This is a genomic window from Kitasatospora sp. NPDC022856 (assembly GCF_055561235.1).
This window is the reverse complement of record NZ_JBVHHE010000008.1, coordinates 111788-134539: the sequence shown is the minus strand read 5'-3', so window position 1 is coordinate 134539 and position 22752 is coordinate 111788. Positions and strand designations below refer to the sequence as shown.

At 74.2% G+C, this 22752-nt stretch carries 18 protein-coding genes; 5 read left to right on the top strand and 13 right to left on the bottom strand.

The genetic code is table 11. The annotated features are described in order from the left end of the window. Window positions 1-29 precede the first annotated feature (29 nt). The 3 genes from ACZ34W_RS12270 to ACZ34W_RS12260 all read right to left on the bottom strand — a co-directional run bounded on the left by ACZ34W_RS12270 (window position 30) and on the right by ACZ34W_RS12260 (window position 3576). On the bottom strand, window positions 30-1334 hold the full coding sequence (locus ACZ34W_RS12270; protein ID WP_465603504.1) for a GNAT family N-acetyltransferase: 1305 nt from the start codon (window positions 1332-1334) through the stop codon (window positions 30-32). Window positions 1335-1456: 122 nt separating this feature from the next. Beyond that, entirely contained in the window at window positions 1457-2242 is a 786-nt protein-coding gene (locus ACZ34W_RS12265) for a response regulator transcription factor (RefSeq protein ID WP_359805239.1), read from the bottom strand. Then, the gene (locus ACZ34W_RS12260) at window positions 2239-3576 is read right to left on the bottom strand and encodes a sensor histidine kinase (protein WP_465603502.1); all 1338 of its coding nucleotides are present in this window, start codon (window positions 3574-3576) and stop codon (window positions 2239-2241) included. Before ACZ34W_RS12260 ends, ACZ34W_RS12265 begins: the two co-directional genes overlap by 4 nt. A gap of 275 nt (window positions 3577-3851) precedes the next feature. Between ACZ34W_RS12260 and ACZ34W_RS12255 the strand changes: the two genes are divergently transcribed. After that, entirely contained in the window at window positions 3852-4148 is a 297-nt protein-coding gene (locus ACZ34W_RS12255) for a DUF4190 domain-containing protein (RefSeq protein ID WP_465603500.1), read from the top strand. A 48-nt stretch (window positions 4149-4196) separates the two neighbouring features. Here the strand turns inward: ACZ34W_RS12255 and ACZ34W_RS12250 are convergent, their stop codons facing one another. From ACZ34W_RS12250 to ACZ34W_RS12225, 6 genes are all read right to left on the bottom strand, one after another. Beyond that, window positions 4197-5573 carry a C40 family peptidase gene (locus ACZ34W_RS12250; protein ID WP_465603498.1) on the bottom strand — a complete coding sequence of 459 codons (1377 nt, stop codon included), beginning with the start codon at window positions 5571-5573 and terminating at the stop codon, window positions 4197-4199. A 235-nt stretch (window positions 5574-5808) separates the two neighbouring features. Continuing rightward, window positions 5809-6888, bottom strand: coding sequence for a hypothetical protein (locus tag ACZ34W_RS12245; RefSeq protein ID WP_352286061.1), 1080 nt, complete (start codon window positions 6886-6888; stop codon window positions 5809-5811). Between the two features lie 152 nt (window positions 6889-7040). Further along, window positions 7041-8942, bottom strand: coding sequence for a threonine/serine exporter family protein (locus ACZ34W_RS12240; RefSeq protein ID WP_465603496.1), 1902 nt, complete (start codon window positions 8940-8942; stop codon window positions 7041-7043). A gap of 178 nt (window positions 8943-9120) precedes the next feature. Next, window positions 9121-9774, bottom strand: coding sequence for a DedA family protein (locus ACZ34W_RS12235; RefSeq protein ID WP_396485890.1), 654 nt, complete (start codon window positions 9772-9774; stop codon window positions 9121-9123). 151 nt (window positions 9775-9925) lie between these two features. Continuing rightward, complete coding sequence (locus ACZ34W_RS12230; protein ID WP_465603493.1) at window positions 9926-12283, bottom strand: hypothetical protein; 2358 nt, start codon at window positions 12281-12283, stop codon at window positions 9926-9928. Window positions 12284-12540: 257 nt separating this feature from the next. After that, a complete protein-coding gene (locus ACZ34W_RS12225) occupies window positions 12541-14505 on the bottom strand; it encodes an ATP-binding protein (protein WP_329488424.1) in 1965 nt (654 codons plus the stop codon). Window positions 14506-14934: 429 nt separating this feature from the next. On the opposite strand from ACZ34W_RS12225, the gene ACZ34W_RS12220 reads away from it, so the two are divergent. Next, a complete protein-coding gene (locus tag ACZ34W_RS12220) occupies window positions 14935-15255 on the top strand; it encodes a hypothetical protein (RefSeq protein ID WP_329488425.1) in 321 nt (106 codons plus the stop codon). A 151-nt stretch (window positions 15256-15406) separates the two neighbouring features. On the opposite strand, the gene ACZ34W_RS12215 is transcribed toward ACZ34W_RS12220, so the two are convergent. After that, the gene (locus ACZ34W_RS12215; RefSeq protein WP_465603490.1) at window positions 15407-16579 is read right to left on the bottom strand and encodes a TetR/AcrR family transcriptional regulator; all 1173 of its coding nucleotides are present in this window, start codon (window positions 16577-16579) and stop codon (window positions 15407-15409) included. Window positions 16580-16899: 320 nt separating this feature from the next. On the opposite strand from ACZ34W_RS12215, the gene ACZ34W_RS12210 reads away from it, so the two are divergent. Then, window positions 16900-18057, top strand: a complete 1158-nt coding sequence (locus tag ACZ34W_RS12210) for an acyl-CoA dehydrogenase family protein (RefSeq protein ID WP_465603488.1) — start codon at window positions 16900-16902, stop codon at window positions 18055-18057. 300 nt (window positions 18058-18357) lie between these two features. Here ACZ34W_RS12210 and ACZ34W_RS12205 read toward each other — a convergent pair whose 3' ends face one another. After that, window positions 18358-18636 (bottom strand): hypothetical protein, encoded by a 279-nt coding sequence (locus ACZ34W_RS12205; RefSeq protein ID WP_329488428.1) that lies wholly within the window; start codon window positions 18634-18636, stop codon window positions 18358-18360. A gap of 169 nt (window positions 18637-18805) precedes the next feature. Between ACZ34W_RS12205 and ACZ34W_RS12200 the strand changes: the two genes are divergently transcribed. Beyond that, entirely contained in the window at window positions 18806-19123 is a 318-nt protein-coding gene (locus ACZ34W_RS12200; RefSeq protein WP_329488429.1) for a cupin domain-containing protein, read from the top strand. Window positions 19124-19156: 33 nt separating this feature from the next. On the opposite strand, the gene ACZ34W_RS12195 is transcribed toward ACZ34W_RS12200, so the two are convergent. Further along, complete coding sequence (locus ACZ34W_RS12195; protein ID WP_329488430.1) at window positions 19157-19747, bottom strand: TetR/AcrR family transcriptional regulator; 591 nt, start codon at window positions 19745-19747, stop codon at window positions 19157-19159. Window positions 19748-19869: 122 nt separating this feature from the next. Here ACZ34W_RS12195 and ACZ34W_RS12190 point away from each other — a divergent pair, with 122 nt between their 5' ends. Continuing rightward, entirely contained in the window at window positions 19870-21441 is a 1572-nt protein-coding gene (locus tag ACZ34W_RS12190) for an MFS transporter (protein ID WP_465603485.1), read from the top strand. A gap of 194 nt (window positions 21442-21635) precedes the next feature. Here ACZ34W_RS12190 and ACZ34W_RS12185 read toward each other — a convergent pair whose 3' ends face one another. Beyond that, a complete protein-coding gene (locus ACZ34W_RS12185) occupies window positions 21636-22493 on the bottom strand; it encodes a DUF3626 domain-containing protein (RefSeq protein ID WP_329488438.1) in 858 nt (285 codons plus the stop codon). Window positions 22494-22752: the final 259 nt, after the last annotated feature.

Sequence of the window (22752 nt, the reverse complement as noted above, 5' to 3'; positions counted from 1 at the left end):
ACCCGGATGCGTGGGCTCACCCACGCGACTCAGAAGTTGTCCGGGTTCCAGGCGAGCAGGGGCGTGCGCAGCAACAGGTCGGCGGCGGCGGCCGCGCCCGGGCGCAGTTCGGTGACCAGGCCCGCCGCGGCCAGTCGGGGGACTGTCTCGCCACCCAGGTAGAGCGAGCCGAGCGCGGAGACGCCCAGCGCCAGGTCGGCCTCGTCGTCGGTGCGGGTGCAGCGGCCGCTGCCGTCGGCGGCGACCTCGACGGCCCACCGGCCGGCCGCGTAGCCGTCCCGGTCCTCGACCTCCAGGACGACCCGGCCGGGCGCGCCGTACGTCCGGGCGTTGAAGGCCGCCTCGACGTCGAGCACCCGGAGCCACATGAAGTCGGCGTTCTCCGCGTAGGGCGTGGCGGCCCGCGGGTCGGCCAGCAGCAGCGGCAGCGGGTCGTCCGGTCCGATGTTCTCCACCACGACCTTGCGCACCCAGTCGACGGAGAGGACGAACCGCCACAGCTCGGCGGCGGTGCCCCGGTCCAGTGCGAGGAAGTCGACGACGGTGAGGGTGCAGTTCGGGTAGCTGCCGTCCCAGGTGTCGTCGACCCGGTAGACGACCAGGCCGGTGGCGGTGCCCTCGGCGTCGCGGTGGACGGCGGCGAAGGGCTCCTTCCATTCGAAGCCCGGTACCTGGACGTCCCCGGTCTGGCGCCTCCACCAGAGCTCGTTGCGGGCGATCGCACCGGGCTGGGTGCGCCGCCAGCGGTCGTGCAGCTCGGAGCCGACCTTGCGCAGCTCCTCCATGCCGACGAGATCGATCCGCCCACCTGGCATGGTCGGCAGGCCCTCGCGCAGACCCCGGGCCCGCAGCAGGTCGATGTTCCAGCCGTGGCCGCGGGTGGCCGGGCCGAAGCCGTAGCGCCCGTAGATGTTGTACTCGGCGGCGACCAGGATGGCGACGGCCAAACCTCGTTCCCGGGCGGCCGCCAGATCCTCCGTCATCATCCGGCGGAGCAAGCCGCGCCGGCGGTGGGTGGCGGTCACGGTGACGGAGGTGATGGCGTCCGCCTCGACGACCGCTCCGCCGGGGACTGTCAGCTCGACGTCGAAGCTGCGGAAGGTGGCGACGTAGCGGCCGGCGTCCAGGGCGCCGAGCACCCGGCCGGGCGCCCACTGCTGGCGACGGAAGTCCGCCGCGCTGTCCACGTGTGAACGGAGGAATCCGAGAGCGAGCGCCCGGTCCCAGCCCTCGATCTCGTCCTTGGCGATCGCACGGATCTCGACTCCGCCGATGCCTTCTGTCTGCTGGGCGCTGCCCGGATCGCGGGTGCCGCCGTCCACATCGTTGCCCATGACGTCACGGTACGACCGCCCTCCGGCGACGGCACCTCATTTTCGCCCGCCCCGGAATCGGCCGGGCGGGCCGGTGCGCGGCCGGGCCCCGTGCTGTCGGCCCACCCTTTCGCGCCGACGCGTCAGGCGGCGCACCCCGGCACCACCAGGCCGGACTCGTACGCGATCACCACCGCATGGGTCCGGTTCTGTGCGCCGAGCTTGGTCAGCACGTTTCCGACGTGCGTCTTGACCGTCTCCTGGCTCACCGTGAGCGAGTCCGCGATCTCCGGGTTGGACAGACCGGTGGCCATCAACCGCAGCACCTCCTCCTCCCGCCCGGTCAGCGCCGCCCTCGGCAACGCCTCGGCGGAACCCAGCGGCCGGGCGGCGACCATCCGGCGCAGCGCCGCCGGGAAGAGGATCGCCTCTCCCGCCGCCACCACCCGCACCGCCTCGGCGATCTGCCGGACCGGGAGCCGCTTGAGCACGAACCCGCTGGCCCCCGCGCTGAGCGCGGCGGTGACGTAGCCGTCGTTCTCGAAGGTGGTGATGACCACGACCTTCGGCGCATCGGCCGAGTCGGCCAGCAGCTGCCTGGTCGCCTCGATTCCGTTGCGACGCGGCATCCGCACGTCCATCAGGACCACGTCCGGCCGCAGCAGCCGCGCCTGCTCGACCGCCTCGACGCCGTCGGCGGCCTCCCCGACCACGACGATGCCCGGCTGCACCGCGAGCAACATGCGCAGACCGCTGCGCGTCACCTCGTCGTCGTCCGCGATCAGCAGGGTGACGGGGTTGCCGGTGGGGCCGGCGGTGGCCCGGCTCGTGGTGGCGGCGCCGGTGTCGTCACCGGTCGCGCCCGCCGGGCTCGCGTCCGGGCCGGTCGCGGCGGCCTCAGCCGGCCCGGAGCCGGTCGTGCCGATCATGCGGACAACCGTACCGGCAGCCGGACGTCCAACCGCCAGTGCTGCGGCCCGCTCGGCCCGGCCTCGATCTCACCGTGCAGCAAGCGCACGCGCTCGGCCAGCCCGGGCAGGCCGTGGCCGGACGTGGGGAAGGCGCCCGGGCCCTTGCCGGCTGCCGCCGACCTGACCGGGTTGACCACGCTGAGCGACAGTCCGTCCGGCGCGGCCGCCACCCGGACCTCGATCGGACCGCCCGCCCCGTGACGCAACGCGTTCGTCAGGCCCTCCTGGAGGATCCGGTACGCCGCCCGGGAGAGCGTCCCCTGGACCTGTGCCGGCTCGCCCGACAGCTCCGACACCACCACCGCGCCCGCGTGCCGCAACCGGTCCAGCAGCTCCGGCAGGTCGGCCAAGGTCCTGGTCGGGGCCGTCCCCGCCTTCTCCTCGCGCAGCACGCCCAGCACGTAGTCCAAGTCCTCCAACGCGGCCCGGGTCGACTCCTCGATGCTTCGCAGGGCGGCCCGCGCGGCCACCGGATCGGCCGCGAGCACCTCGCCCGCCACCGCCGCCTGGATCGTGGCGGACGTCAGCGTGTGACCGATCGAGTCGTGCAACTCGTGTGCCAACCGGTTGCGTTCGGCCAGCCGCAGCTCACGCTCGGCCGCCAGCGCGAGGCGCTCGGCCGCCGACGGGCCCAACAGCCGTGGTGCGAGCCACCGCAGGGCGCCCGTCACGACGATGCAGCCGGCCGCTGCCAGCAGCAGGCAGACCAGCGCCACCCCCCAGCTCGCCCAGCCCGTCCCCGGCCGCATCGACCGGCCGAACAGGCTCAGCCCCGCCTCGGCCCCGGTCCAGCCCCCCGGCAGGGTGAGGCCGGCGATGAACAGGGCGCCGCTCACCAGCACTCCCGTCCACCCCAGTGCCGCGTGCAGGAGCAGCCAGGCCGGGGTCCGCCAACGGTCGGCCCCGGACGGGCCAGTGACGGACTGCGCGCTGACGGCCGACCCGGTCACGGCCTGCACGCTGGCGGACGGCGCTCCGGGAAGAGTGTCGTGCGAAAGGGAGGGGACGGGGCGGCGGGCGGCCACGAGATCCGGCAGCGGTACCCGCAGCAGACGGCGGGCGCACGAGATCAGCACCTGCCGCGTGGGGCGCGCGAGCCCGACCGCGGCGATCATTGCCGCCCAGGCCGACAGCGTCATGGCGACCTGTACCCCGTAGGGAGCGGTCCGCCAGGCTGCCGCCGGCAGCATCGCGAGAGGAACCAGCGGAAGGCTTGCCAGCGCGCCGCCGAACGCGAACAGCGCGCCCGAGAATGTGAAGCCGCGCAACAGCGGCGGGAGTCCCTTAACCATGATCGAGCCAGTATTGCCGGAACGTCCGCCGTCGACCTCCCCCGATCGGGGGATCGATATATCCCGCCTTTCAGCGATGTGCACCCCACCCCCCGGAACTCACAATCATGCCCTGACCAATCGACGGGACGGGAGTACGGCTGATGAATGCTCAAGGACGGACGACGGCGCCGGAAGTACCGAGCCGGCCGGCACCGCCCCGCACCGGGGCGGGCCTCCACGGCCCGACCCCCCGTCAGGGCCCGCAGCCTCCGACGGCGAGCAACGGCGCCGCGGTGGCCGCATGGGTGGTGGGCATCACCGCCCTGGTCACCTCGATCATCCTCATCGGCGGCCCGCTCGGCGTCATCGGCCTGGTCCTGGGCGTCCTCGCGCTGAGGACGGCCAAGCGCACCGGAGTCGGCCGGGCCGGCGCCATCACCGGTGTGGTGGCGTCGTGCGTCGCGATCGTGCTGTCCGCCCTGATAGCCGTCTTCTTCGTCTGGTACGCCGACAACACCCAGGAGTGCTATCAGCCCGACAGCTTCCGGCAGTACACGGAATGCGTCCACCACCAGCTGACCGGAGGGTGACCAGTGCCGCGCGAAATGAAGTGGCCCCTCTCCCCGGGGCCGTATCCGCTACGGGCGGGCGTAGAAGTCCGGGGTGCCCATGATCCAGAGGCTGGCCTGTTTGACGGGCATGCCCTGGCGGGGGGCCTCGATCATCTGGTCGTCGCCGATGTAGAGGCCGACGTGGTGGATGTCGGCGGCCCGGCCGGTGTCCGTCCAGAAGACCAGGTCGCCGGGGCGGAGCTGGCGGTAGCCGATCGGGGTGCTCTGCGCGTACTGGTCGGCGGCGAAGTGGTTCAGCTGCTTGCCGCCCTGGCGCCAGGCCATCATGGTCAGCCCCGAGCAGTCGTAGCCGCCGGGGCCCTCGCCGCCCCAGACGTAGGGGAGGCCGATCTTGGAACGGGCGAAGGCGACGGCGGCGGCCGCGCCCTCGGCCGACCACGGGCGGGCAGCCGGAGGCGAGCTCGGAGCCGGCGCCATCGCGGTGCCCGCCGCCTCGGCTACCGTCTTCTCCGCCGTGGCCTTCTCCGCTGCCGCCTGTTCAGCCGCCGCCTTCTCGGCAGCGGCCTTCTCGGCGGCCGCCCGGGCCGCGGCCTCGGCCTCACGGGCGGCGATCGCCTCCAGCGCCTCGCGCCGCTGCCGCTCCAGTTCGACGGTGGTGTGGCGGGCGGCGGCGAGATCGGCGAGCAGTTGTTCGCGGCGCAGGCCGACCGCCGTGACCTGCGCCTGCTGCGCGGCCAGCCGCGCCTCGGCCCGGCCCCGCGCCGCGCCGACCTCGGCGGCGGCCTTCTCGGCGGCCTCGGCGGCGGTGCGGGCGGTGGCCGAGGCACGGGCCGCGGCGGCTGCCGTGGAGGTGGCCGCGTCCAGGATCTGCCGGGTGCGGTCGCTGGCGACGCCGACCACCGCCGCCTGGTCGCCGGCCTCGCGCGGCCCATGGGCGCCGATGAGGGCGTTGACGGCGGAGAGCTCGGCGCTGGTGCCCTGACGGTACGTTTCGGCGGCCAGCCGGGCGGCGTCCTCGGCGGCCTCGGTCCGCGCCGCCTCGGCGGTGGCGGCCCGTCCGGCGGCGGCGGACTCCTCGGTGCGAGCGCGGGCGAGTGCGACCTGCGCGCCGTTGTAGGCCTCGACGGCCTGCTCGGCGGTGCGGGCGGCCCGGTCCAGTTCGGCGGTCGCCGCGGTGAGCCCGGCTTCGATAGTGGAGACCGAGGCGGCCCGGCGGTCGGCCTCGACCCGGGAGCGGTCGACCTCCTCGGCGGAGGGGTAGGCCCTGTCGGCCGGCGCCCCCGCTGCAGAACCGGACTCGGAACCGGCCCCGGACGCGGAACCGGCTGCGGCGCCGGACGGCGCGTCATCGAGCGCGTCCGCCGGGACTGCCGCGGCGGCGGGAAGCAGCCCGAGCAGAGCGGTGAGGGACAACAGGAGGGTCGGCAGGAGCCTGCGCACCACGGGACATCCCTTCTCAGGTGTCGGACGTGGGCCTTCGGAGAGCCCCAGGCGGACCTGGTCACCCCGACCACCCAGCGAATCTGGCGAAATATCCCATCACGTGACAAGTCGGTCACTCATCGCCATATTCTCAAGCCGGACGGCCTTCACACCCCAAGCCCGCACCGCCGGCCGGGTGACCCATCAGATGATCTGACCGGGAATCACCACCAGCCAAGGGCTCAGGGTATACGAACTACCGATGGATCCGAGGGGTGTGCGGCCTCAGTCGGGGGTGTCGGTCGGGCCGGGGCTCCAGACCGGTCGGACGTACCGCGTAGGTGCGATTTCGGCCTGCCCGGACGGTGCGGCGGCGTTGCTGCGCGAGCGGCCGGGGGCCGGGCTCGGGCCCGATGGGAGCGGGCCCGCCGGGGCCGGGGCGCTGCCTGCCCCCCGGCCCCGGCGTCGCCGCCGAGCGGCGATCGGCCAGCCGGGCGGAACGCCGGGCCAGCGCGCGGGCGGCGTGCGCGTCCAGGTGGGCGGAGGCCCGGGCGGCCATCCGCTCGGCGACCCGATGAGCGGCGGGGTGGCCGGCCGGCACCTTGTCGGGGGCGCCCGCGATCAGGTCGAAAAGCCAGGTACGGGCGATGTCCGCACGCCGGTGCAGTCGTCGCTCACGCCGGAGCGCGCGGGCCCGGCGCCGCGGGCGGGTCGCGTAGCGCCAGCGCGCCCACGGGCTGCTCGGGCGGGCCAGCCGGATGGCACCGATCCAGGACAGGCCGGGCACCAGGATGCCGAGCAGTCCGGTCCACATCTTGCCCTTGAGCAGGGTGATGACCGAGACCAGGGCGTTCACCGAGATCACCGTGACCAGTCCCCACCTGGTCTCCTGACTGGGTACCACGCCGAGCGGCACGTACCCGACGAGCAGCAGTGAGGTGCAGAGGATGCCGAAGATCACCGCGTCCACCGACTTGCGGCCCTGCTCGCTCCAGTAGACGTCGTCCAGGTGCAGGATCAGCGCGAACTCGTCCAGCACCAGGCCGCAGCCGATGCCGAAGAGGAGTCCGAAGACATCGATCCACGGGTGGCCGCCGTAGGTCGCGAACACCCCGATGCCGCCGGTCAGCAGGAAGCCGAGACCGAAGACCATGTGGTGGATGTGCAGGCCGCCGGGGGTCACATTGCCGGGCCACCAGCGGACCTTGGCCCGGATCATCCGGACGCTGAACCGGATCAGAACGAAGGAGGTGATGAATCCGACCAACAGCAGGAACAGCGGTTGCTTGTGCGCGGCGACGATGTGCTCGCGGTAGCCGTCCAGCAGTGTGGTCATGCGTCTTACCTTCGTTCCTGGTCCTGCGTACGTCCTGCCACGACATGACCCGGGGGCCAACACCGGCCCAACGAGCCCACCACCCGCACCGACGCGGCGCCGGAGCCCGGGGCCCGGAGCCCGGAGGCCGGGGTGCGCGTCGGTGCGGGCGGTCAGAAGCCGCGGGTGCGCTTGGCCGCCCGGCGGGGGGCGGCGAGGTACGGTTCCGGCCGCTCGGCGCCGGCCGGGAGCTTCATGAAGAGCCGGGCGATCTCACCCCCGAGGTTCACCCCGATCGCCAGCGCCAGGGCGATCGCGGCGGCCCGGGTGATCTGCACCAGACCGGCGCTGGCGTGGCCCTGGGTGAACGAGAGCATCCCGAGGTAGAGCGCCGAACCGGGCATCAGCGGGCCGATCGCGGCGGTCACGTAGGGCAGCGCCGAGCCGTTGCGGTAACGGGCCATCAGCTGGCCGAAGAGGCCGACCAGGCCCGCCGCCACTCCGGTGGCGGCGATCGGGGAGACCCCGGCGTTGTAGACCAGCACGCCGTAGCTGGCCCAGCCGATGCCGCTGTTCAGGGTGACCAGCGCGAGCGAACGGCGGTCGGTCTGCAGCAGCATCGCGAAGGCCAGCGTGAGCACCAGGGCGGCGATCATCTGGACCGGTGGGTAGTTCGCCCCGGCCAGGCTCTCGTCCGGTTTGAGCTGGGGGTCGAAGCCGACCCCCAGGTAGAGGATCAGCATCACGCCGATGACGATGCCCGACACCAGGTAGATCACTTCGAGCAGCCGGGCGGCGGCGGTGATGTAGAAACCGGTCAGGCCGTCCTGGACGGCGGCCACCAGGGCGCGGCCGGGCAGCAGGGCGAACAGCCCGCCGGTGATCACCACCGAACCGCGCAGGCCCAAGGTGTTGAACGAGAGGATGATGCCGGAGGCCGCGGCCGGCATCGCGGCCAGCACGAACTGGTAGAACTCCGGCAGCCCGCGCCGGGCGATCAGTGAGGCCAGCCGGTCGCCGAGGACGGCCGCGATGAACGCGCTGGCGAACACCAGCCAGGCCTTGTCGTCGATCCGGCCGCCGACCAGGAAGGTCGCCGCGCCGGCCAGCAGTCCGGTGTTCAGCGCGAGCAGCCAGGTCGGGTACGGGTGCCGGTTGCGGCGGATCAGCGCGAGGCGGCGGTACGCGTCGTTGACCGAGACCGTCTCGGCGGTGATGTCGGCGACCAGCTCGTACACCGCGTTCAGCCGGGTGTAGTCCGAGGTGCGGCGGCGCACCACCCGGTCCGCGGTGACCGGCGGTTCGACCAGCGAGGGCTGGTGCGAGATCCCGATCAGGGTGAAGGTGACCTGCGGCTCGCAGTGGTCCAGCCGGTAGGCGTGGGCGATGCCGAGCATGGCCGCCTCGACGTCCTCGGCGGCCTCGCCGCTGGCGAGCAGCAGTTCGCCGATGCGCAGGGTCAGGTCGAGGATGCGCGGGACGCTCCGGCCCGCGGAGGGGTGCAGCTCACGGGGGGTCCGCTCGAAGGCCGGGCGCTCGGACATCGGGGTGCGCAACAGGGTGCGCATCCGGTCCGGCCAGGGCGCCTCGCCGGGCGCGCCCGCCGTCAGGGTGGGGATGGCGATGCCGTCGGGCGGGGTGTAGCCGGCGGCCCGCCACTCCTCGGGGGTGAGGGTGTCCTCGGCGACCGAGCGCCGACGGCTGCCGGGCACGGTGTCGGTGTCCAGCCCCCCGGCGGCCCCGGCGGCCGCGGCGGCACCAGCGGCACCGGCGACGACGCCCTCGGCGACGACCGCGCCCGCCACACCGACCGCGCCCGCCGCACCGACCGGCCCCGGCTGGGGCTCCGCCTCCAAGAGCTCCGCCTCCGCGAGCTCCGGCTCCGAGGGCTCGGCGGCCGGCTCCGGATTCAGCAGGCCCTTGGTCTCCCGGACCGGCGTGACCAGCGGGATCACGGTGGCGGGTTCGACGGTCGGGGCGGGGTGGCCGAGCAGGCCCTCGGTGGGTGGGGCCTCGGAGGGGTGGAGCGGACGCGGCTCCGGACCCGGGCGTGTCTGTCGCGCCTGACGGGCCACCCTGCCGCCCCTGGCCCGCTTGCCTCCGCCCGGTCGGCCCCGCTTAGGCACTTCCGCTCCTTGCCGCCCCTGATGGCGCCGGGTCGGCCCGGCGCCGTTCGATCACGGGTTACACCTTGCCTGATCGAACTGCCGGACGCACATGTACGTCGCGGCGGGCGGCCGCCCGCGCGGGTGCCTACCCGGCGCGGTGGCGGGCGGGGACGGACCGGCCGGACCGGCGGGCCCGCAGCAGTTCGACCGCCACCGGCACCACCGAGACCAGCACGATGCCGACCAGGATCGCCTCGATGTGCTCCCGGACGAAGGGGATCTGGCCGAGGAAGTAGCCGAGCACCGTGACGCCGGCACCCCAGAGCACACCGCCGATGACGTTGTAGACGACGAAGGTGCGGTAGTTCATCCTGCTCACCCCGGCGACGATCGGGGTGAAGGTCCGCACGATCGGCACGAAGCGGGCCAGCACGATCGCTTTGGGGCCGTGCCGGTCGAAGAAGGCGGCCGCCTTCTCCACGTTCTCCTGCTTGAAGACCCGGGAGTCGGGCCGCCGGAAGAGGCCCGGTCCGACCTTGCGGCCGAAGAGGTAGCCGACCTGGTCCCCGGCCACGGCCGCGGCCACGATCAGCACGCACATCAGCCAGAGCGGCAGGTGCAGGTAGGTGCCGTCGGCGATCAGCAGGCCGGTGGTGAAGAGCAGGGAGTCGCCGGGCAGGAAGAAGCCGATCAGCAGACCGGACTCGGCGAAGACGATGGCGAGGATGCCGAGCGGCCCGAAGGTGGAGATCAGGGTGGTCGGATCGAGCCAGGACGGGCCGAGGGCGAGGCTGGTCACGGGGCAGGCACTCCTGGAGGTCGAGTCTTGGCAATGAAACAGTAAAGCATTTGCCAAGAACCTCTTGATCCGGGAGTCCCTGCCCCGTGCCGGGTGCACTACTAGGGGCCGCTACTCGGGGTCGAAACTCGGGCCGGCTACCAGCGGCCCGCTACAGCCCGTAGCGCTCGATGATCTCCTCGTGCCGGGCGGTGTCCGTGCCCGCCGCCCGGGCCAGGTCGAGCCAGGCCGGCGGGTGCGGCCAGGCCGCGGTGAGGCGGCGCAGCAGCGCGTCGGCGTCGGCGGCCCGCTCGGTGGGCGGCACCCCGACGGCGGCGTAGATCCCGGGCAGGACCTCGTCCTCGTCGGTCGGGTCGGTGACGCTGTACTGCTCCCCGCTGTAGGCCCAGACCGCGTACCCGGCCTGTCCGAGCTCCTCGCGCAGCCGGGCCCAGACCTCGTCGCCGGGCCAGCCGCCGTCGATCCAGTAGGTGGTGTAGCCGGCCGGGTCGAGCAGCGTCAGCAGTCCGAACACCGGGCGGTGGCGGCGCCGCTCCTCCTCCGGGGCATCCTCGCCGGGCGGCTCCTCCAGCAGGGCCGGGGCGAAGACCACCACGTCGCCGTGGTTGAGCGTGAGGTCGTCACCGAGCACCGGCAGGATGCGGGCGGTGGCCGGGCCGGTGCGGACGGCCGGGAGGTCCGCGGTCGCGCCGTTGGTCCGGGTGGCCCGGACGGTGACGACGTGCCACTCCTCGTCGACCGGGCCCTCGGCCTCGTCGAACTCCATGCCTATCAGCGCGCCGGTCGAGCGGACCGTCGCCCAGTCCCGGTTGACGGTGGCCGCGGTGATCAGGTGCCAGAGGTCGGGCTCCTGGACGGTGCGGTGCCGCTGCTCGTCCGGAGTGCCCTCGGCGGGCAGCGCGTGCTCCAGCAGTTCCTGGTAGTACCGCTGCGCGGCCGCGTGGTCGCCCAGCTCGGTGGCCGCGGCGGCGGCCAGCCGGCGGGTGTTGATCCGGTCCGGGTGCAGGGCCAGGATCGCCTCGCACTGCTCCACCACGTCGGCCCAGCGGCTCTCGGCGGCGGCCCAGCGCGCCCGGATCCAGTGGCCGCCGGACGGGTTGGTCCCGGTGATCCGGTCGGCGAGCCGACGGATGCCCTCGTCGTCCCCGGCGTCGATCAGGGCGCTGCCGAGCATCGCGGTCAGGCCCTCGCTCGCCGGGTCGGCGTCCAGCCGGTCCCAGAGCAGGTCCGCGGCGGCCCGGGAGTGGCCGAGGCCGCCCAGCACCGCGGCCAGGTCGAGCGCCAGCCCGGTGGCGCCGGCCGGCTCGCCCCGGTACTCGTCCAGGGCGGCGGCGAGCAGGTCGGCGCCGGCCTCGTAGGGCACCTGCGCCTCCCCGAGGTACGCGGACAGCTCGGCCGCCGGGACGGGCAGCTCCGGCACGGGCAGCGCCTCGGCGTCCGCGCGCAGCCGGGCGACCTGCTCGGCGACGCCGTCGGTGCGGCGCAGCCGGGACAGCTTCCGTTCGCCGAAGGCCGCCAGGGTGAGCGCGATCGTCCGGGCACCGCGTGCGACGGCCAGCCGGCCGGCGGCCAGCAGCAGGTCGACGCAGGGGCGGTGCGAACCGGTGCCGTCCAGGTACCCGACCCAGCCGGCCAGCGCGGCGCCGAGCTCGGCGTCGTTCTCGCGGGCGCCGGCGGCGACCAGCAGCTCGACCGTCGCCGTCCAGGCGGCCCGGATGTCGGCGTGGCGCTCGGCGTCCGCCAGGCTCGGCAGCAGGGCCAGCGCCTCGTCGGTGCGGCCGAGCGAGGCGAGCGCGCGGGCGCGCAGCACGGCGCCCCAGCGCCGGTCGCTCTCGTCGATCTCACGGCCCCGGCCGCGCTCGGCCTGCTCGGCGGTGTCGAGCAGGGCCAGTACGTCCTCGTGCCGGCCGAGCAGGTGCAGGGTGCCGGCCCGGGAGTGGTGGAAGTGCAGCGAGAGCCGCTGGCCGGCCGACTGCATCCGGGCGGCGGCGGTGTCGAGGTGGCTGAGCGCCTCGGCCGGCCGGCCGTCGTCCTCCAGGGCGTCCGAGTACTCCCGGGAGAGGCAGTCGAAGCAGGCCCGGGCGGGCTCGATCCGCTCCAGCGTCTCGCTCAGCACGGCGAGCCGCTCGGGCACGTAGCCGGGACCGTCGACCCGGGCGTGGCAGATCGCGAAGTCCTGCACCACGCAGACGGACTGCGGGCAGCCCGCCGTCTCCTCGCGGTGCGCGAACTCCAGCAGGTCGACCGCCTCGGGCAGCGCCTGCTCGCCCTGGTGGCGCTTGTTCAGCAGGTTCTGCATCCGCCAGTGCCGCAGGTAGACCTCGACCCAGGGCAGGCCGAGCGCCCGGGCGGCGGCGACCGCCTCCGGGTAGACGGCGTCGAGCTGGTCGTTGCGCCCCTCGTTGGCGTGGCCGGGGAGTTCGTAGATGGCGTCGGCCAGCCGCCGGTGGCCGGCCTCGGCCAGCTGCTGGTGGGTGTCGTGCACCCAGGCCCAGATGTCGGTGCTCATACTGCTTGCGTCTCCCCCTGCGGGTGGTGCGCTGTGCTGGTGGACAGTGTGCTGACCACCTCTGACAATCCGTCCGACGGTCCCGGACGGGCGGGTCCCGGACGGGCGGGTCCCGGACGGGCGGGTCCCGGACGGGCGGGTCCCGGACGGGCGGGTCCCGGACGGGCAGGTCCCGGCCGGCCGGGCCTTGGACGGCCGGGCCCTGGACGGGCGGCGCGGGGCATGGCCCCCGGGCGGGCGCCGGGGACGGGCGCCGTTCAGGCCCGGTCGCGAAGGCCCCCCGGGTCACCGGGTCCGCCCGGTTCCCCGAGCTCGCCGGGGCTGTCCGGCACCGTGCCCAGTCCGGCCGGCACGGCGGCGGTCAGCGCGGAGACCGCCGTCCCGATGCCCGCCAGCGCGCCGCCCAGGTCGCCACCGCCCGAGCCCGAGCCGGCGGCCCCGGCGGACCCGGCCGAGGCCGCCGCCATGATCACCTTGAGCGAGCGGAGCAGCCCCGCCGCGGTCGCGCTGCCGGTGTGCCCGCCGCGGTAGGCGGTGAGCAGGTCCTGGACGGCCGGGCAGGCCAGGTTGAGGTAGAGCCGGGCCTTCACCTCGCCGCCGGACCGCGCGGTGAAGGCCCGGGCCAGACGCAGTGCGGCGGACGGGATCCGGGCGTCCGCCTGGTCGTCCTCGATCCGCGCCTTCAGCTCGGCCTCGCGGTCCGGGACGAGGACGAGCGGCAGGCCCGGCGGGTCGAACCGGGCCGGGACGAGTTGCTCGCCGGGGTCGGCCAGGGCGCCGGTCAGCCAGGCGGTCTCCTCGGCCGGCAGCGGCCGCTCCGGGTCGCGGAACAGCTCACGGTTCCCGTTCTCACTGCCGAGTTCGACGATCCGGCAGTCGCGCAGTGCGGCGTAGCGGCGCAGGAAGGGCAGCACCGCGTAGCGGTCGCCGCGCGCGATCGGCACCTGCATCGCCCGGTACAGCATCTCCTCGAAGCCGCCGCCGCTGCCGAGCGCGACGTGCACCGCGCCGCCGCCGGCGGCCCGCAGCGCACCGGCCGTCAGGTCGCCCTGCGAGGTGGGCACCGGGACGTCGTCGGCGAGCAGGGTGAAGAGCCGGTCGTCGCAAAGCGCGGCGCCGAGCAGGTCCTGGCCGTGCCGGGCGAGGATGCGGCGCCAGACGGCGGGGCGCAGCCGGGCGGTCTCGTAGAGGCCCTCCACCACGGCGTCGGTGAGGGCCTGCTGGAGCGCCCGGTAGTGCTCGTCGCGCTGGAGGTCCTCGCGGCTGGCGGTGGGGGTGAGCCGGCTGGACTCGACCACACCGCCGATGAACCCGGCCCAGCTGGGCAGCAGGTCGCGGGCGTCCTCGGCGAGCAGCATGCCGCGGAGGTAGACGGCGAGGTCGCGGTTGTCGCTGCTGCCGTAGGTGCCGCCGTCCTGGACCCAGAGCAGGCCGACCGCGTCGCTGCCGCCTTCGACGGGCCGCACGGGGAAGGCGGTGAGCGGTTCGAAGCGGCGGCCGAAGGCGCCGGCGAACCTCATCCGGGCCGCGTACGGGTCGCCGTCGACCGCCTGGCGCCAGGGCACCGGGACGGCGTTGACGGGTTGTTCGTCGTCGCCGACGTAGACCGGGATCGGCAGCAGGACGCAGTACCGGCCGAGCACCTCGCGCAACGCGTTCTCGTCGGCGAGGTGGGCGTGCTCGGTCTTCAGCGCGAGCTCGACCAGGGTGCCGGGGGCCGGCCGGGCGGGCACCCGCTCGACGCTGTACTGCTCGCCGCCGAAGCTGCGGTAGCGGTGGCCGAGCAGCGGCTCGCGGTGCGAGGTGGTGGTGACGGTGACCTCGTCGGCCACCGAGAAGGCGGAGAGGAAGCCGAGCCCGAAGGCGCCGATGAGCTCCTGGTTGCCGGTGAGTTCGCGCAGCATCCGGGTGTAGCCGGTGCCGACGGTGGCCAGGTAGGCGTGGATCTCCGGCTCGGTGAGGCCCGCGCCGGTGTCCTCGATGCCGACGGTGCGCCGGACGGCGTCGGCGCGTACCCGGATCAGCGGGCGGTGGCCGCCGTCCGGGTCCTCCAGGAGCCGCCGGGTGTGCGAGTCGTGGGCGTTCTGGACGAGTTCGCGCAGGGCCACCAGCGGGGTGGAGTAGAGGTGGGTGGCGAGGACGTTCACCAGTCCGCCGAGATCGACCTCGGTCGTACGCAGATCCTCGGTGGGCACGGGGTCGGGCGGGAGACCATCAGACATGGGTCCTCAGTGTGCCAGTGCGACTATCCGGCGACCATTTCTTTCTGAGGCCGGCCCGGAATCGGTTCGGGATCGACCGGCGCTCGGCCCGGGGTCGACCGGGACTCGGGCTGACACTGGCCTGGCACCGGGCTGACACCGGAGGACCGGTCAACCTGGTATTGACAGTGCGGTCCCGTCGAAGCCGCCGTCCGGTGGACCCAATCCGCCCTCCTTCGAGGGAACTTGACGCTCTCCGCGTGACCGCGCGCGGCTCCTCCCGGCCCTCCCGGTTCGTCGTCTTCATGACACCATCGGGCGAATTGCCACCCATTCGGTGGAGTTCGCCCAGGTGCTGGTGAATGCTGGTCGTGCGACGTCAGGAACCGGCGCTGCGGGGCGGCCACCCCGGAACGCGCCACTTTTTCGCACTCTCTCAGGGAGATCAGCGTGTCCCGTATCCGCGCAGCCGCCGCCGTCACCGCCCTCGGGGCCTTCCTCCTGGTCGGCCTCGGGTCCGCCACGGCGTACGCCGACAACGGCGCCGGTGCCAACGACCACTCCAACAGCAGCGTCGTGAACAACAACGGCTCCGGCAACGTGATCGGCAACGTGACCGGCAACCTGGTCAGCACCCAGCAGACGGCCACCGGCTCCGGCGCCGGCAACCAGAACAACGGCCTCGCGGTCGCCGGCAACGCCGGCAACGTCGGCGCCCTCCAGGGCAACGGCAACCTCGCCGCCGACGTGCACCCGCACATCTTCTTCTAGTCCCGGCCCTCCTCGCCGCCGCGTCCGCTCCGGCGGCGGCGAGACCCGGACCGAGCACCAGTGCGCTCGCGGCCCGACCGGATCCACCGGGGCGCGACGCCGGGCCGGGTGCCCGCCCCCACCATCCTCGGGGGCGGGCACCCGGCCGCCGCTATGCGGGCCCGGGGAGGCCCAGGACGGCCCGGCCGAGCCGCCGCAGGCAGTCCCCGAGGTCCGGCCGTTCACAGTACGGGCGGTTCCGCACCCCGTCGTTGACCAGGGCGAACAGCGCGTGCACCCGGATCCTGGCCTGGGCCGCGTCGTACTCGGGGCGGACCTGGCAGAGCAGTTCGACCCAGGTCCGCAGGAAGTCCCGGCGGAAGTCCACCGCGGCCCGCCGGTCCGGCGCGGCCAGCCGCTCGGTCTCGCTCAGCATCGCGCCCAGGTAGTCGCTGTTGCGCCGGGCGAAGCCCACGTAGGCGGCCAGCGCGGCCTCCAGGGCCGGCCCGGGTCCGTCGGCGACGGCGATCGCGCCCTCGACCTCGTGCCAGAGCCGTTCCCGGCTGCGCACCAGTGAGGCGGCCAGCAGCTGGGCCTTGCTCTCGAAGTGCCGGTACACGCTGGGCCCCGAAATGCCGACCGCGGCGCCGAGTTCGTCGGTGCTGACGTTGTCGAACCCGCGCCGGTGGAACAACCGCACCGCCACCGCGAGCAGTTCCTCCCGGCGGGACTGCGCCCGGGCCACCGGCGCGGCCGCCGGGCAGTAGTCCCGCGGGTCGGGCGAGGTGTCGCCCAGCGGCACCGCCAGGATCGCCGCCACCAGCTCGCGCAGCAGCCGCTCGGCCCGGCGCGGTTGCGGCACGGCCGACTGGTAGGAGAGGCCGGCTCCGGCGGAGAGCGCCGACCAGCAGAGCAACTCGGCGTCGGCAAGGCCGAGTTCCGGGCGCTCCGCCCGGAGCACTCCGGCCATCAGCGCGACGTCCGCGCGCAGCTCGCGGCGCAGTCCGGCCCGTCGGACCGGCGGCAGCAACCGGGCGTCCCGCTGCACCAGCGTGCCGAGCGGCCGGTGCCCGACCGCGACGGCGGCCAGCGCGGCGCCGACGTCAGCCGTGGTCGATGCCGCGCGCAGTCCGCCGGACAGCTCGTCCAGCCCCAACCGGAGAGTGCGGTCAAGTAGTTCGGGCTTGCCCCGGAAGTGCCGGTAGAGGGCCGGTGCGGTGATGCCGACCCCGGCGGCGACCTCCGTCATGGAGACCTGGTGGTAACCGCTGCGGTGGAAGCGCTCGGCGGCCACGGCGAGGATCTGCGCCTGCCGGGATCGCGCGGGCGGCCGTCGTACCACCATGACGTCGCTCCTCGCCCTCGCCAGCCCGTATGTCGGGCACCTCGCCCGGATGCCGGTCCACGAGGTCTGCGGCACCGCGGCCCCGCGCCGCGGTCGGAGCGGACTACGGGCGCCACCCGCCGACCGTAGGCTAGCAAGGATTCACTTGCGGGGGGCCGGAGCCGGTCACAGCGGGCTCGGTCACGGTACGGACACCGCCGCGCCGACCCTGGACAAGTCGAAGCTACCCGGGATTAACTTGTGGGGCGATCAGCTGTCCACCGGCCCGCAGCCGCCCGTGCCGGCCCGCACCGCCTGGCACCACCGAAGGGAGCGCCGTCGTGCGCCGCACCGTGTTCACCGAGGACCACGAGGCCTTCCGGGAGACCATCCGGGACTTCATCGCCAACGAGGTCGTGCCCGTCTACGAGGGCTGGGAGGCCGAGGGCCACCCGCCGCGCGACTTCTACCGCCAGCTCGGCGCGCTCGGCGTCTTCGGCATCGAGGTCCCCGAGGAGTACGGCGGCGCGGGCGAGAGCGGCTTCAAGTACCAGGCCGTGGTGGCCGAGGAGACCGCCCGGGCGGGCGTCAGCTTCGGCTCGTCGGGCGTGCACACCGGCCTGGTGCTGCCGTACCTGCTGGAGTACGCCGACGAGGAGCAGAAGCAGCGCTGGCTGCCCGGTTTCGTCTCCGGCGACATCATGACCGCCATCGCGATGACCGAGCCGGGCGCCGGCTCCGACCTCGCGGGCATCACCACCACGGCCCGGCTCTCCGAGGACGGCACCCACTACGTCCTCAACGGCGCCAAGACCTTCATCACCGGCGGCGTGCTCGCCGACCTCGTCCTGGTGATCTGCCGGACCGCGCCGTACGACCCGGAGGACCGCCGGGCCGGCCTCTCCATCCTCTGCGTGGACACGGCCTCCGCGGGCTACACCGTGGGACGCAAGCTGCAGAAGATCGGTCTGCGCACCTCCGACACCGCCGAGCTGGCCTTCAGCGACGTCAAGGTGCCGGTGGAGAACCTGCTCGGCGAGGAGGGCAAGGCCTTCTCCTACCTGACCCACAACCTGGTCCAGGAGCGGCTGGCGATCGCGGTCGGCGCCTACGCGGCCTCCGCGGCGGCGGTGCGGTTCGCGGTCCAGTACGTCAAGGACCGCAAGGTGTTCGGCAAGGCGGTGGCCGAGTTCCAGAACACCAAGTTCACGCTGGCCGACTGCGAGGCCCAGGTGGTCGCCCAGCAGTCGATGGTCGACCGCGCGCTGGAGCTCTACCAGAGCGGCGAGCTGACGGTCGCGGACGCGGCGGCGACCAAGCTGTTCTGCACCGAGTCGGCCTCCGGCGTGATCGACAAGTGCCTCCAGCTGCACGGTGGTTACGGCTACATCCTGGAGTACCCGATCGCCCGCCTCTACACCGACAACCGGGTGTTCCGGATCTACGGCGGCACCAGCGAGGTCATGCGCAGCATCGTCGCGAAGTCGCTCGGCCTGTAGCGAGGACCCTGCGGCGGGACCTCTGCGGCGGGGCCCCGGCGGCAAGGCCACGGCGGCGAGCGCCCGGCGGCGAGGACCCCCGCAACGGGAGCCGGGCCGGCCGCACCCACCGCGCCGGCACAGCCGGGAACGCCGGCGGGCCGCACCCCCATGGCGGCCCGCCGGAGCCCCCCCCCCCGCCCGCACGGTCGCGACGGTTGCGCCGCCCGGGTGAAACCGGGCGGCGCGGCGGGACGGTGGAGAGGGCGGCGGGCGGACCGGCGGGCAGCGGGACGGCACGCGGACCGCGCCCGGGGCCGCTCAGTTGGGCGAGCTGTGCTCGGCGCGCCAGGCCTCCCAGCCGGCCGCCGAGGCCACCTTCGCCTCGCGCAGCGCCCGCTGCGCGACGGCCGTCGCGACCGCCGTCGGCGGGGTCTCCAACCGCCTGATCCACGTACGCCCGGCCGTGGCCAGCGCCGCGCACACCATGGCCGCACCGGCCGCGCCGAGCACCGCGCCGATGCCCGTGAGAACCGCTCCGCCGGCCAGCAGCGAACGGTTGACCTGGAAGCCACTGAGGAAACTGTCATTGGTCGCCATGCGTCCACCATGGGCGCAGTCGGCGATCCCCGCACGCCGAGCTGCTCCGGGGTGCGGGAGCCGGGCCCGTCCGCGACGCTGGCCCCAGGGCCGCCGCGAACGGCCCGGCAGGCGGGCCCGGCGACGGACCCGGCGACGGATCCGGCAGGCAGGCCCAGGAGGACACCCGATGGTCGATCTCGAACAGCTCGCCGTGGAGCACGCGGCCAAGGCCACCGAGAGCCCGCACGGGCGAAGCGCCCACCTCGTGGTGCACGACGGCGTGCTGCGGCAGACCGTGATCGCGCTGACCGCCGGGACGTCGCTGGACGAGCACAACGCCCCCGCCGCCGCCAGCATCCAGGTGCTGCGCGGCCGGGTCTCGCTCACCGTCGCCGGGCATCTGCAGGAGCTGTCGGCGGGCCAGCTGCACCCGATCCCGCAGGACCGGCACGGGCTGCTGGCCCACGTCGACTCGGTGGTGCTGCTGACGGCGGTCACGGCGTAGCCGCCCCCGCCGGGCGGCGCGGCCCACGGCGGCCTACGGCGCGGCCGCGCCCAGCACGGTGGGGGCGACCAGCTGGAGGCCGCGCAGGAAGTCCCGCCCGGTCGGCGCCATCTCGGGCGCGGCCAGCCACTGGGCGGCCAGGCCGACCAGCAGCGCCTGGTAGAACATCCCGCGGGCCAGTTCGTCCTCGGTGTCCGGCACCTCGGCGAGGCCCTGGAACAGGGCCGCGAGCCCGAGCCGCCCGCCCTTCTGCGCCGCGGTGAGCGCCGCCGCCAGCTCGGGTGCCCGGTCGGTCTGCACCATCGCCTCGAACTGCGCCGCCCAGAGGCCGCGGTGCTCGACGAAGGTCTCCTTCACCCCGTCCCAGACCGCGACGAACCGTTCCTCCGGCCCGTCCGCGAGTTCGTTCGCGCGCGCCACCACGGCGCCCAGTGCGACGCCCCACTCCCCCGTCGCCTCGATCAGCGCCGCGTTGAGCAGCGCCTCCTTCGAGCCGAAGTGGTAGCCGATCGCCGCCAGGCTGACGCCGGAGGCGGTGGCGACGTCCCGGGCGGTGGTGCGCCCGTAGCCCTTCTCGTACAGACAGCGCTTGGCGCCGGCCAGCAGGTCCTCACGATTTCCCATGGCCCGATGCTACGGCCTGCCTGGACAGATGTCTTGCACGTGCGTCTCACACGGAAGCCTGAGACAAATGATTTAGACACTTGTACTAGACAAGCGTCTGACACGCCCGTACCGTCTTCCCCATGACCGCAACCACCGGCCGCGCAGGCCGTCGCGAATGGATCGGCCTGGCCGTCCTCCTGCTCCCCACGCTCGTCCTGACCATGGACATGGGCGTGCTCTTCTTCGCCGTCCCGTACATCTCCACCACGCTGGCGCCGAGCGGCACCCAGCAGCTGTGGATCATGGACATGTACTCGTTCCTGCTGGCCGGGCTGCTGATCACGATGGGCTCGCTGGGCGACCGGATCGGCCGGCGCCGGCTGCTGATGATCGGCGCCGCCGGTTTCATCGGGGCCTCTGTCCTGGCCGCCTACGCCGACGGCGCGGGCCAGCTGATCGCCGCCCGCGCCGTGCTCGGCGCCGCCGGGGCGACCGTGATGCCCTCGACCCTCGCGCTGATCCGGAACATGTTCCACGACCCCAAGCAGCGGCAGATCGCCCTCGGCGCCTGGGGCGGCGTCCTCACCACCGGGGCCACGCTCGGCCCGGTCGTCGGCGGGTTCCTGCTGGCCCACTTCTGGTGGGGTTCGGTCTTCCTGGTCGCCGTCCCGGTGATGGCCCTGCTGCTGGTCGTGGCCCCCTTCCTGCTGCCCGAGTACCGCTCCCCGCAGCAGGGCGGCTTCGACCTGCTCGGCGCCGGCCTCTCGCTGGCCTCGATCCTGCCGCTGGTCTACGGCGTCAAGACCCTCGCGGTGGACGGCTGGAGCCCGCTCGCCGCCGCGGCCGTCCCGGTCGGGCTGGTCTTCGCCGCCCTCTTCGTCCTCCGCCAGCGCACCGCCGCCGCCCCGCTGCTCGACCTGAGCCTGTTCAGGATCCGCGCCTTCACGGGGGCGATCAGCGTCAACATGGTCGCGATGTTCGCGATGATGGGCTTCACCCTCTTCACCTCGCAGTACCTGCAGCTGGTCAAGGGCATGAGCCCGCTGACGGCCTCGCTCTGGTCGCTCGTCCCCAGCGTGGGCGTCGGTGCGGCGGTCGGGCTGGGCGCGGCGCTCGCCGGGAAGGTCCGGCCGGCGGTGCTGATGGCCGGCGGCTTCCTGATCGGCGCGGCCGGCTTCGCGATGATGACCCAGGTCGGCGCCGACTCGCCGCTCGCCCTCATCCTCACCGCGGCGGGGGTCCTGGCCGCCGGCACCGTCGGCACCATGACGCTCACCGCCGAGATGGTCGTCTCCGCCGCACCGATCGAGCGGGCCGGTACCGCCTCCGCCACCTCCGAGACGGCGGTCGAGCTCGGCAGCTCGCTCGGCATCGCCCTGCTCGGTGCGGCCGGCGCCGCGGTCTACCGGTCTCGGCTGGACGGCGCCCTCCCCGCCGGGATCGACGGCGAGGCCGCCCGCACCGCCCAGGACACCCTCGGTGGCGCGGTCACCGTCGCCGCCCAGCTGCCCGGCCGCCTCGGCACCGAGCTGCTCGACACCGCCCGGGTCGCCTTCACCGACGGCCTGCACGTGGCCGCCCTGGTCGGCCTGGTCTTCGCGGTCGGCGCCGCCCTCCTCGCCTACCGCCTGATGTCCCATCTCCCCGCCCGGCCGGCCACGGACGACACCGAGGGTGTCGACCGGAAGGGCGCCGAGCCCGCCACCGTCTGAGCGAAGAAGCTGATCGGAGCAATCCGCCCCCGCGCGTCATCAAGAGCCCCCGCCCCCGGGCGGGGGCTCTCGCCCGTAGGCGGCCACCCGGCGGGGGCTACCTGCTGGCCCGTCGGGACGCCGACGTCACCGGGGCCGCGTCACCGGGAGCTGACGTCACGGGGCCGACGTCACGGGGGGCGCAGGCCGACCGGCTACTCGACGGGTGAGCCGAAGCGCGCCAGGTAGTGCCAGACCCGCTTGAGGGCCTGCGGATCGTGCCGGCCGGTGCGGACGGCGTCACCGATGACGCGCGGGTCGAGCAGCCCGTCCTCGGCGATCGCGAGGCCGAGGGCGACGAACTCGGCCCCCCGGTAGTCGGGGTGGCGGCTCAGCTCCTCGGTCGACAGCCGCAGGCCGGGGTGCCAGGCGAGCGGGCACGGCAGCCGGCGGGCCCGCTCCTCGACCGCGGTGCCCCGGTAGCTCGGGTCCAGCACCACCGCCTCCACGTCCCTGTCGAGCCGGACCGGCCCGTGCACCTGGGCCTCGATGTAGTCGTCCAGCTCGTCCGCGTCGTCGGCCTCGGCGAGGGCGATCAGGGCCATCCGGTCGGCGGTGCCGAAGTCGGACGGGTCGAGGTAGCTGTCCGGGTAGCAGAAGGTGGCCCGGGCGAGAGCCTGCGGAGCGAGCCGGAGATGGGCCGAGCCGAAGCGCGGCGCCGCGCCGACGGGCTTGCGCCGGTAGTCCAGTGCCCCGTACACCGGGCGCTCCTCCGCCGGGGCCTCGTCGTAGGCGCCGCCGAAGATCCGGCTCTCCCAGCGCCAGCGGTCACCGCCGGGGTGGGCGGTCAGCCCGCCGTTGCCGGTACCGGTGACGAACTGGGAGCGGTAGACGCCGTCCTGGGCGAGCGCCTCCAGGATGTCCCGACCGCCGTCGGCCCGGTCGGGGTGGAAGTTGAGGGTGATGCGCAGTCCGGCGGCGAGCGGGCCGCCGGTGGCGAGCGCCGTGACGTGCCGCAGGGCTCGTTCCTGGGCGGGGCTGGGGGTCGCGGGGCCGGCCGTGTCGATGCTCATCGCGGCAGTCTGGCCGAGGCCGGCCGCCCTCCGCACCCGAGTTCCCGCCGGACGGGCGGCCCGCCCGGTCCTGAGCTGCGGGGCCGGGCGCGCCAGGGCAGCCTGGTGTTCGACGGGAACACTCGGGAGAGCGGCGGGAGGGCCGATGCCGGAGGCGGAGCCGGGGCCGATGCCGGAGGCGGAGCCGGGGCCGATGCCGGAGGCGGAGCCGGGGCCGATGCCGGAGGCGGAGCCGGGGCCGATGCCGGAGGCGGAGCCG

What these genes read in the sequence shown, in the direction of transcription:
- ACZ34W_RS12200 (WP_329488429.1), top strand. Translation starts at nt 18,806, where the DNA reads ATGGTCGATCTCGAACAGCTCGCCGTGGAGCACGCGGCCAAGGCCACC.
- ACZ34W_RS12260 (WP_465603502.1), bottom strand. Translation starts at nt 3,576, where the DNA reads ATGGTTAAGGGACTCCCGCCGCTGTTGCGCGGCTTCACATTCTCGGGC.
- ACZ34W_RS12265 (WP_359805239.1), bottom strand. Translation starts at nt 2,242, where the DNA reads ATGATCGGCACGACCGGCTCCGGGCCGGCTGAGGCCGCCGCGACCGGC.
- ACZ34W_RS12190 (WP_465603485.1), top strand. Translation starts at nt 19,870, where the DNA reads ATGACCGCAACCACCGGCCGCGCAGGCCGTCGCGAATGGATCGGCCTG.
- ACZ34W_RS12185 (WP_329488438.1), bottom strand. Translation starts at nt 22,493, where the DNA reads ATGAGCATCGACACGGCCGGCCCCGCGACCCCCAGCCCCGCCCAGGAA.
- ACZ34W_RS12205 (WP_329488428.1), bottom strand. Translation starts at nt 18,636, where the DNA reads ATGGCGACCAATGACAGTTTCCTCAGTGGCTTCCAGGTCAACCGTTCG.
- ACZ34W_RS12225 (WP_329488424.1), bottom strand. Translation starts at nt 14,505, where the DNA reads ATGTCTGATGGTCTCCCGCCCGACCCCGTGCCCACCGAGGATCTGCGT.
- ACZ34W_RS12245 (WP_352286061.1), bottom strand. Translation starts at nt 6,888, where the DNA reads ATGACCACACTGCTGGACGGCTACCGCGAGCACATCGTCGCCGCGCAC.
- ACZ34W_RS12195 (WP_329488430.1), bottom strand. Translation starts at nt 19,747, where the DNA reads ATGGGAAATCGTGAGGACCTGCTGGCCGGCGCCAAGCGCTGTCTGTAC.
- ACZ34W_RS12215 (WP_465603490.1), bottom strand. Translation starts at nt 16,579, where the DNA reads ATGGTGGTACGACGGCCGCCCGCGCGATCCCGGCAGGCGCAGATCCTC.
- ACZ34W_RS12230 (WP_465603493.1), bottom strand. Translation starts at nt 12,283, where the DNA reads ATGAGCACCGACATCTGGGCCTGGGTGCACGACACCCACCAGCAGCTG.
- ACZ34W_RS12270 (WP_465603504.1), bottom strand. Translation starts at nt 1,334, where the DNA reads ATGGGCAACGATGTGGACGGCGGCACCCGCGATCCGGGCAGCGCCCAG.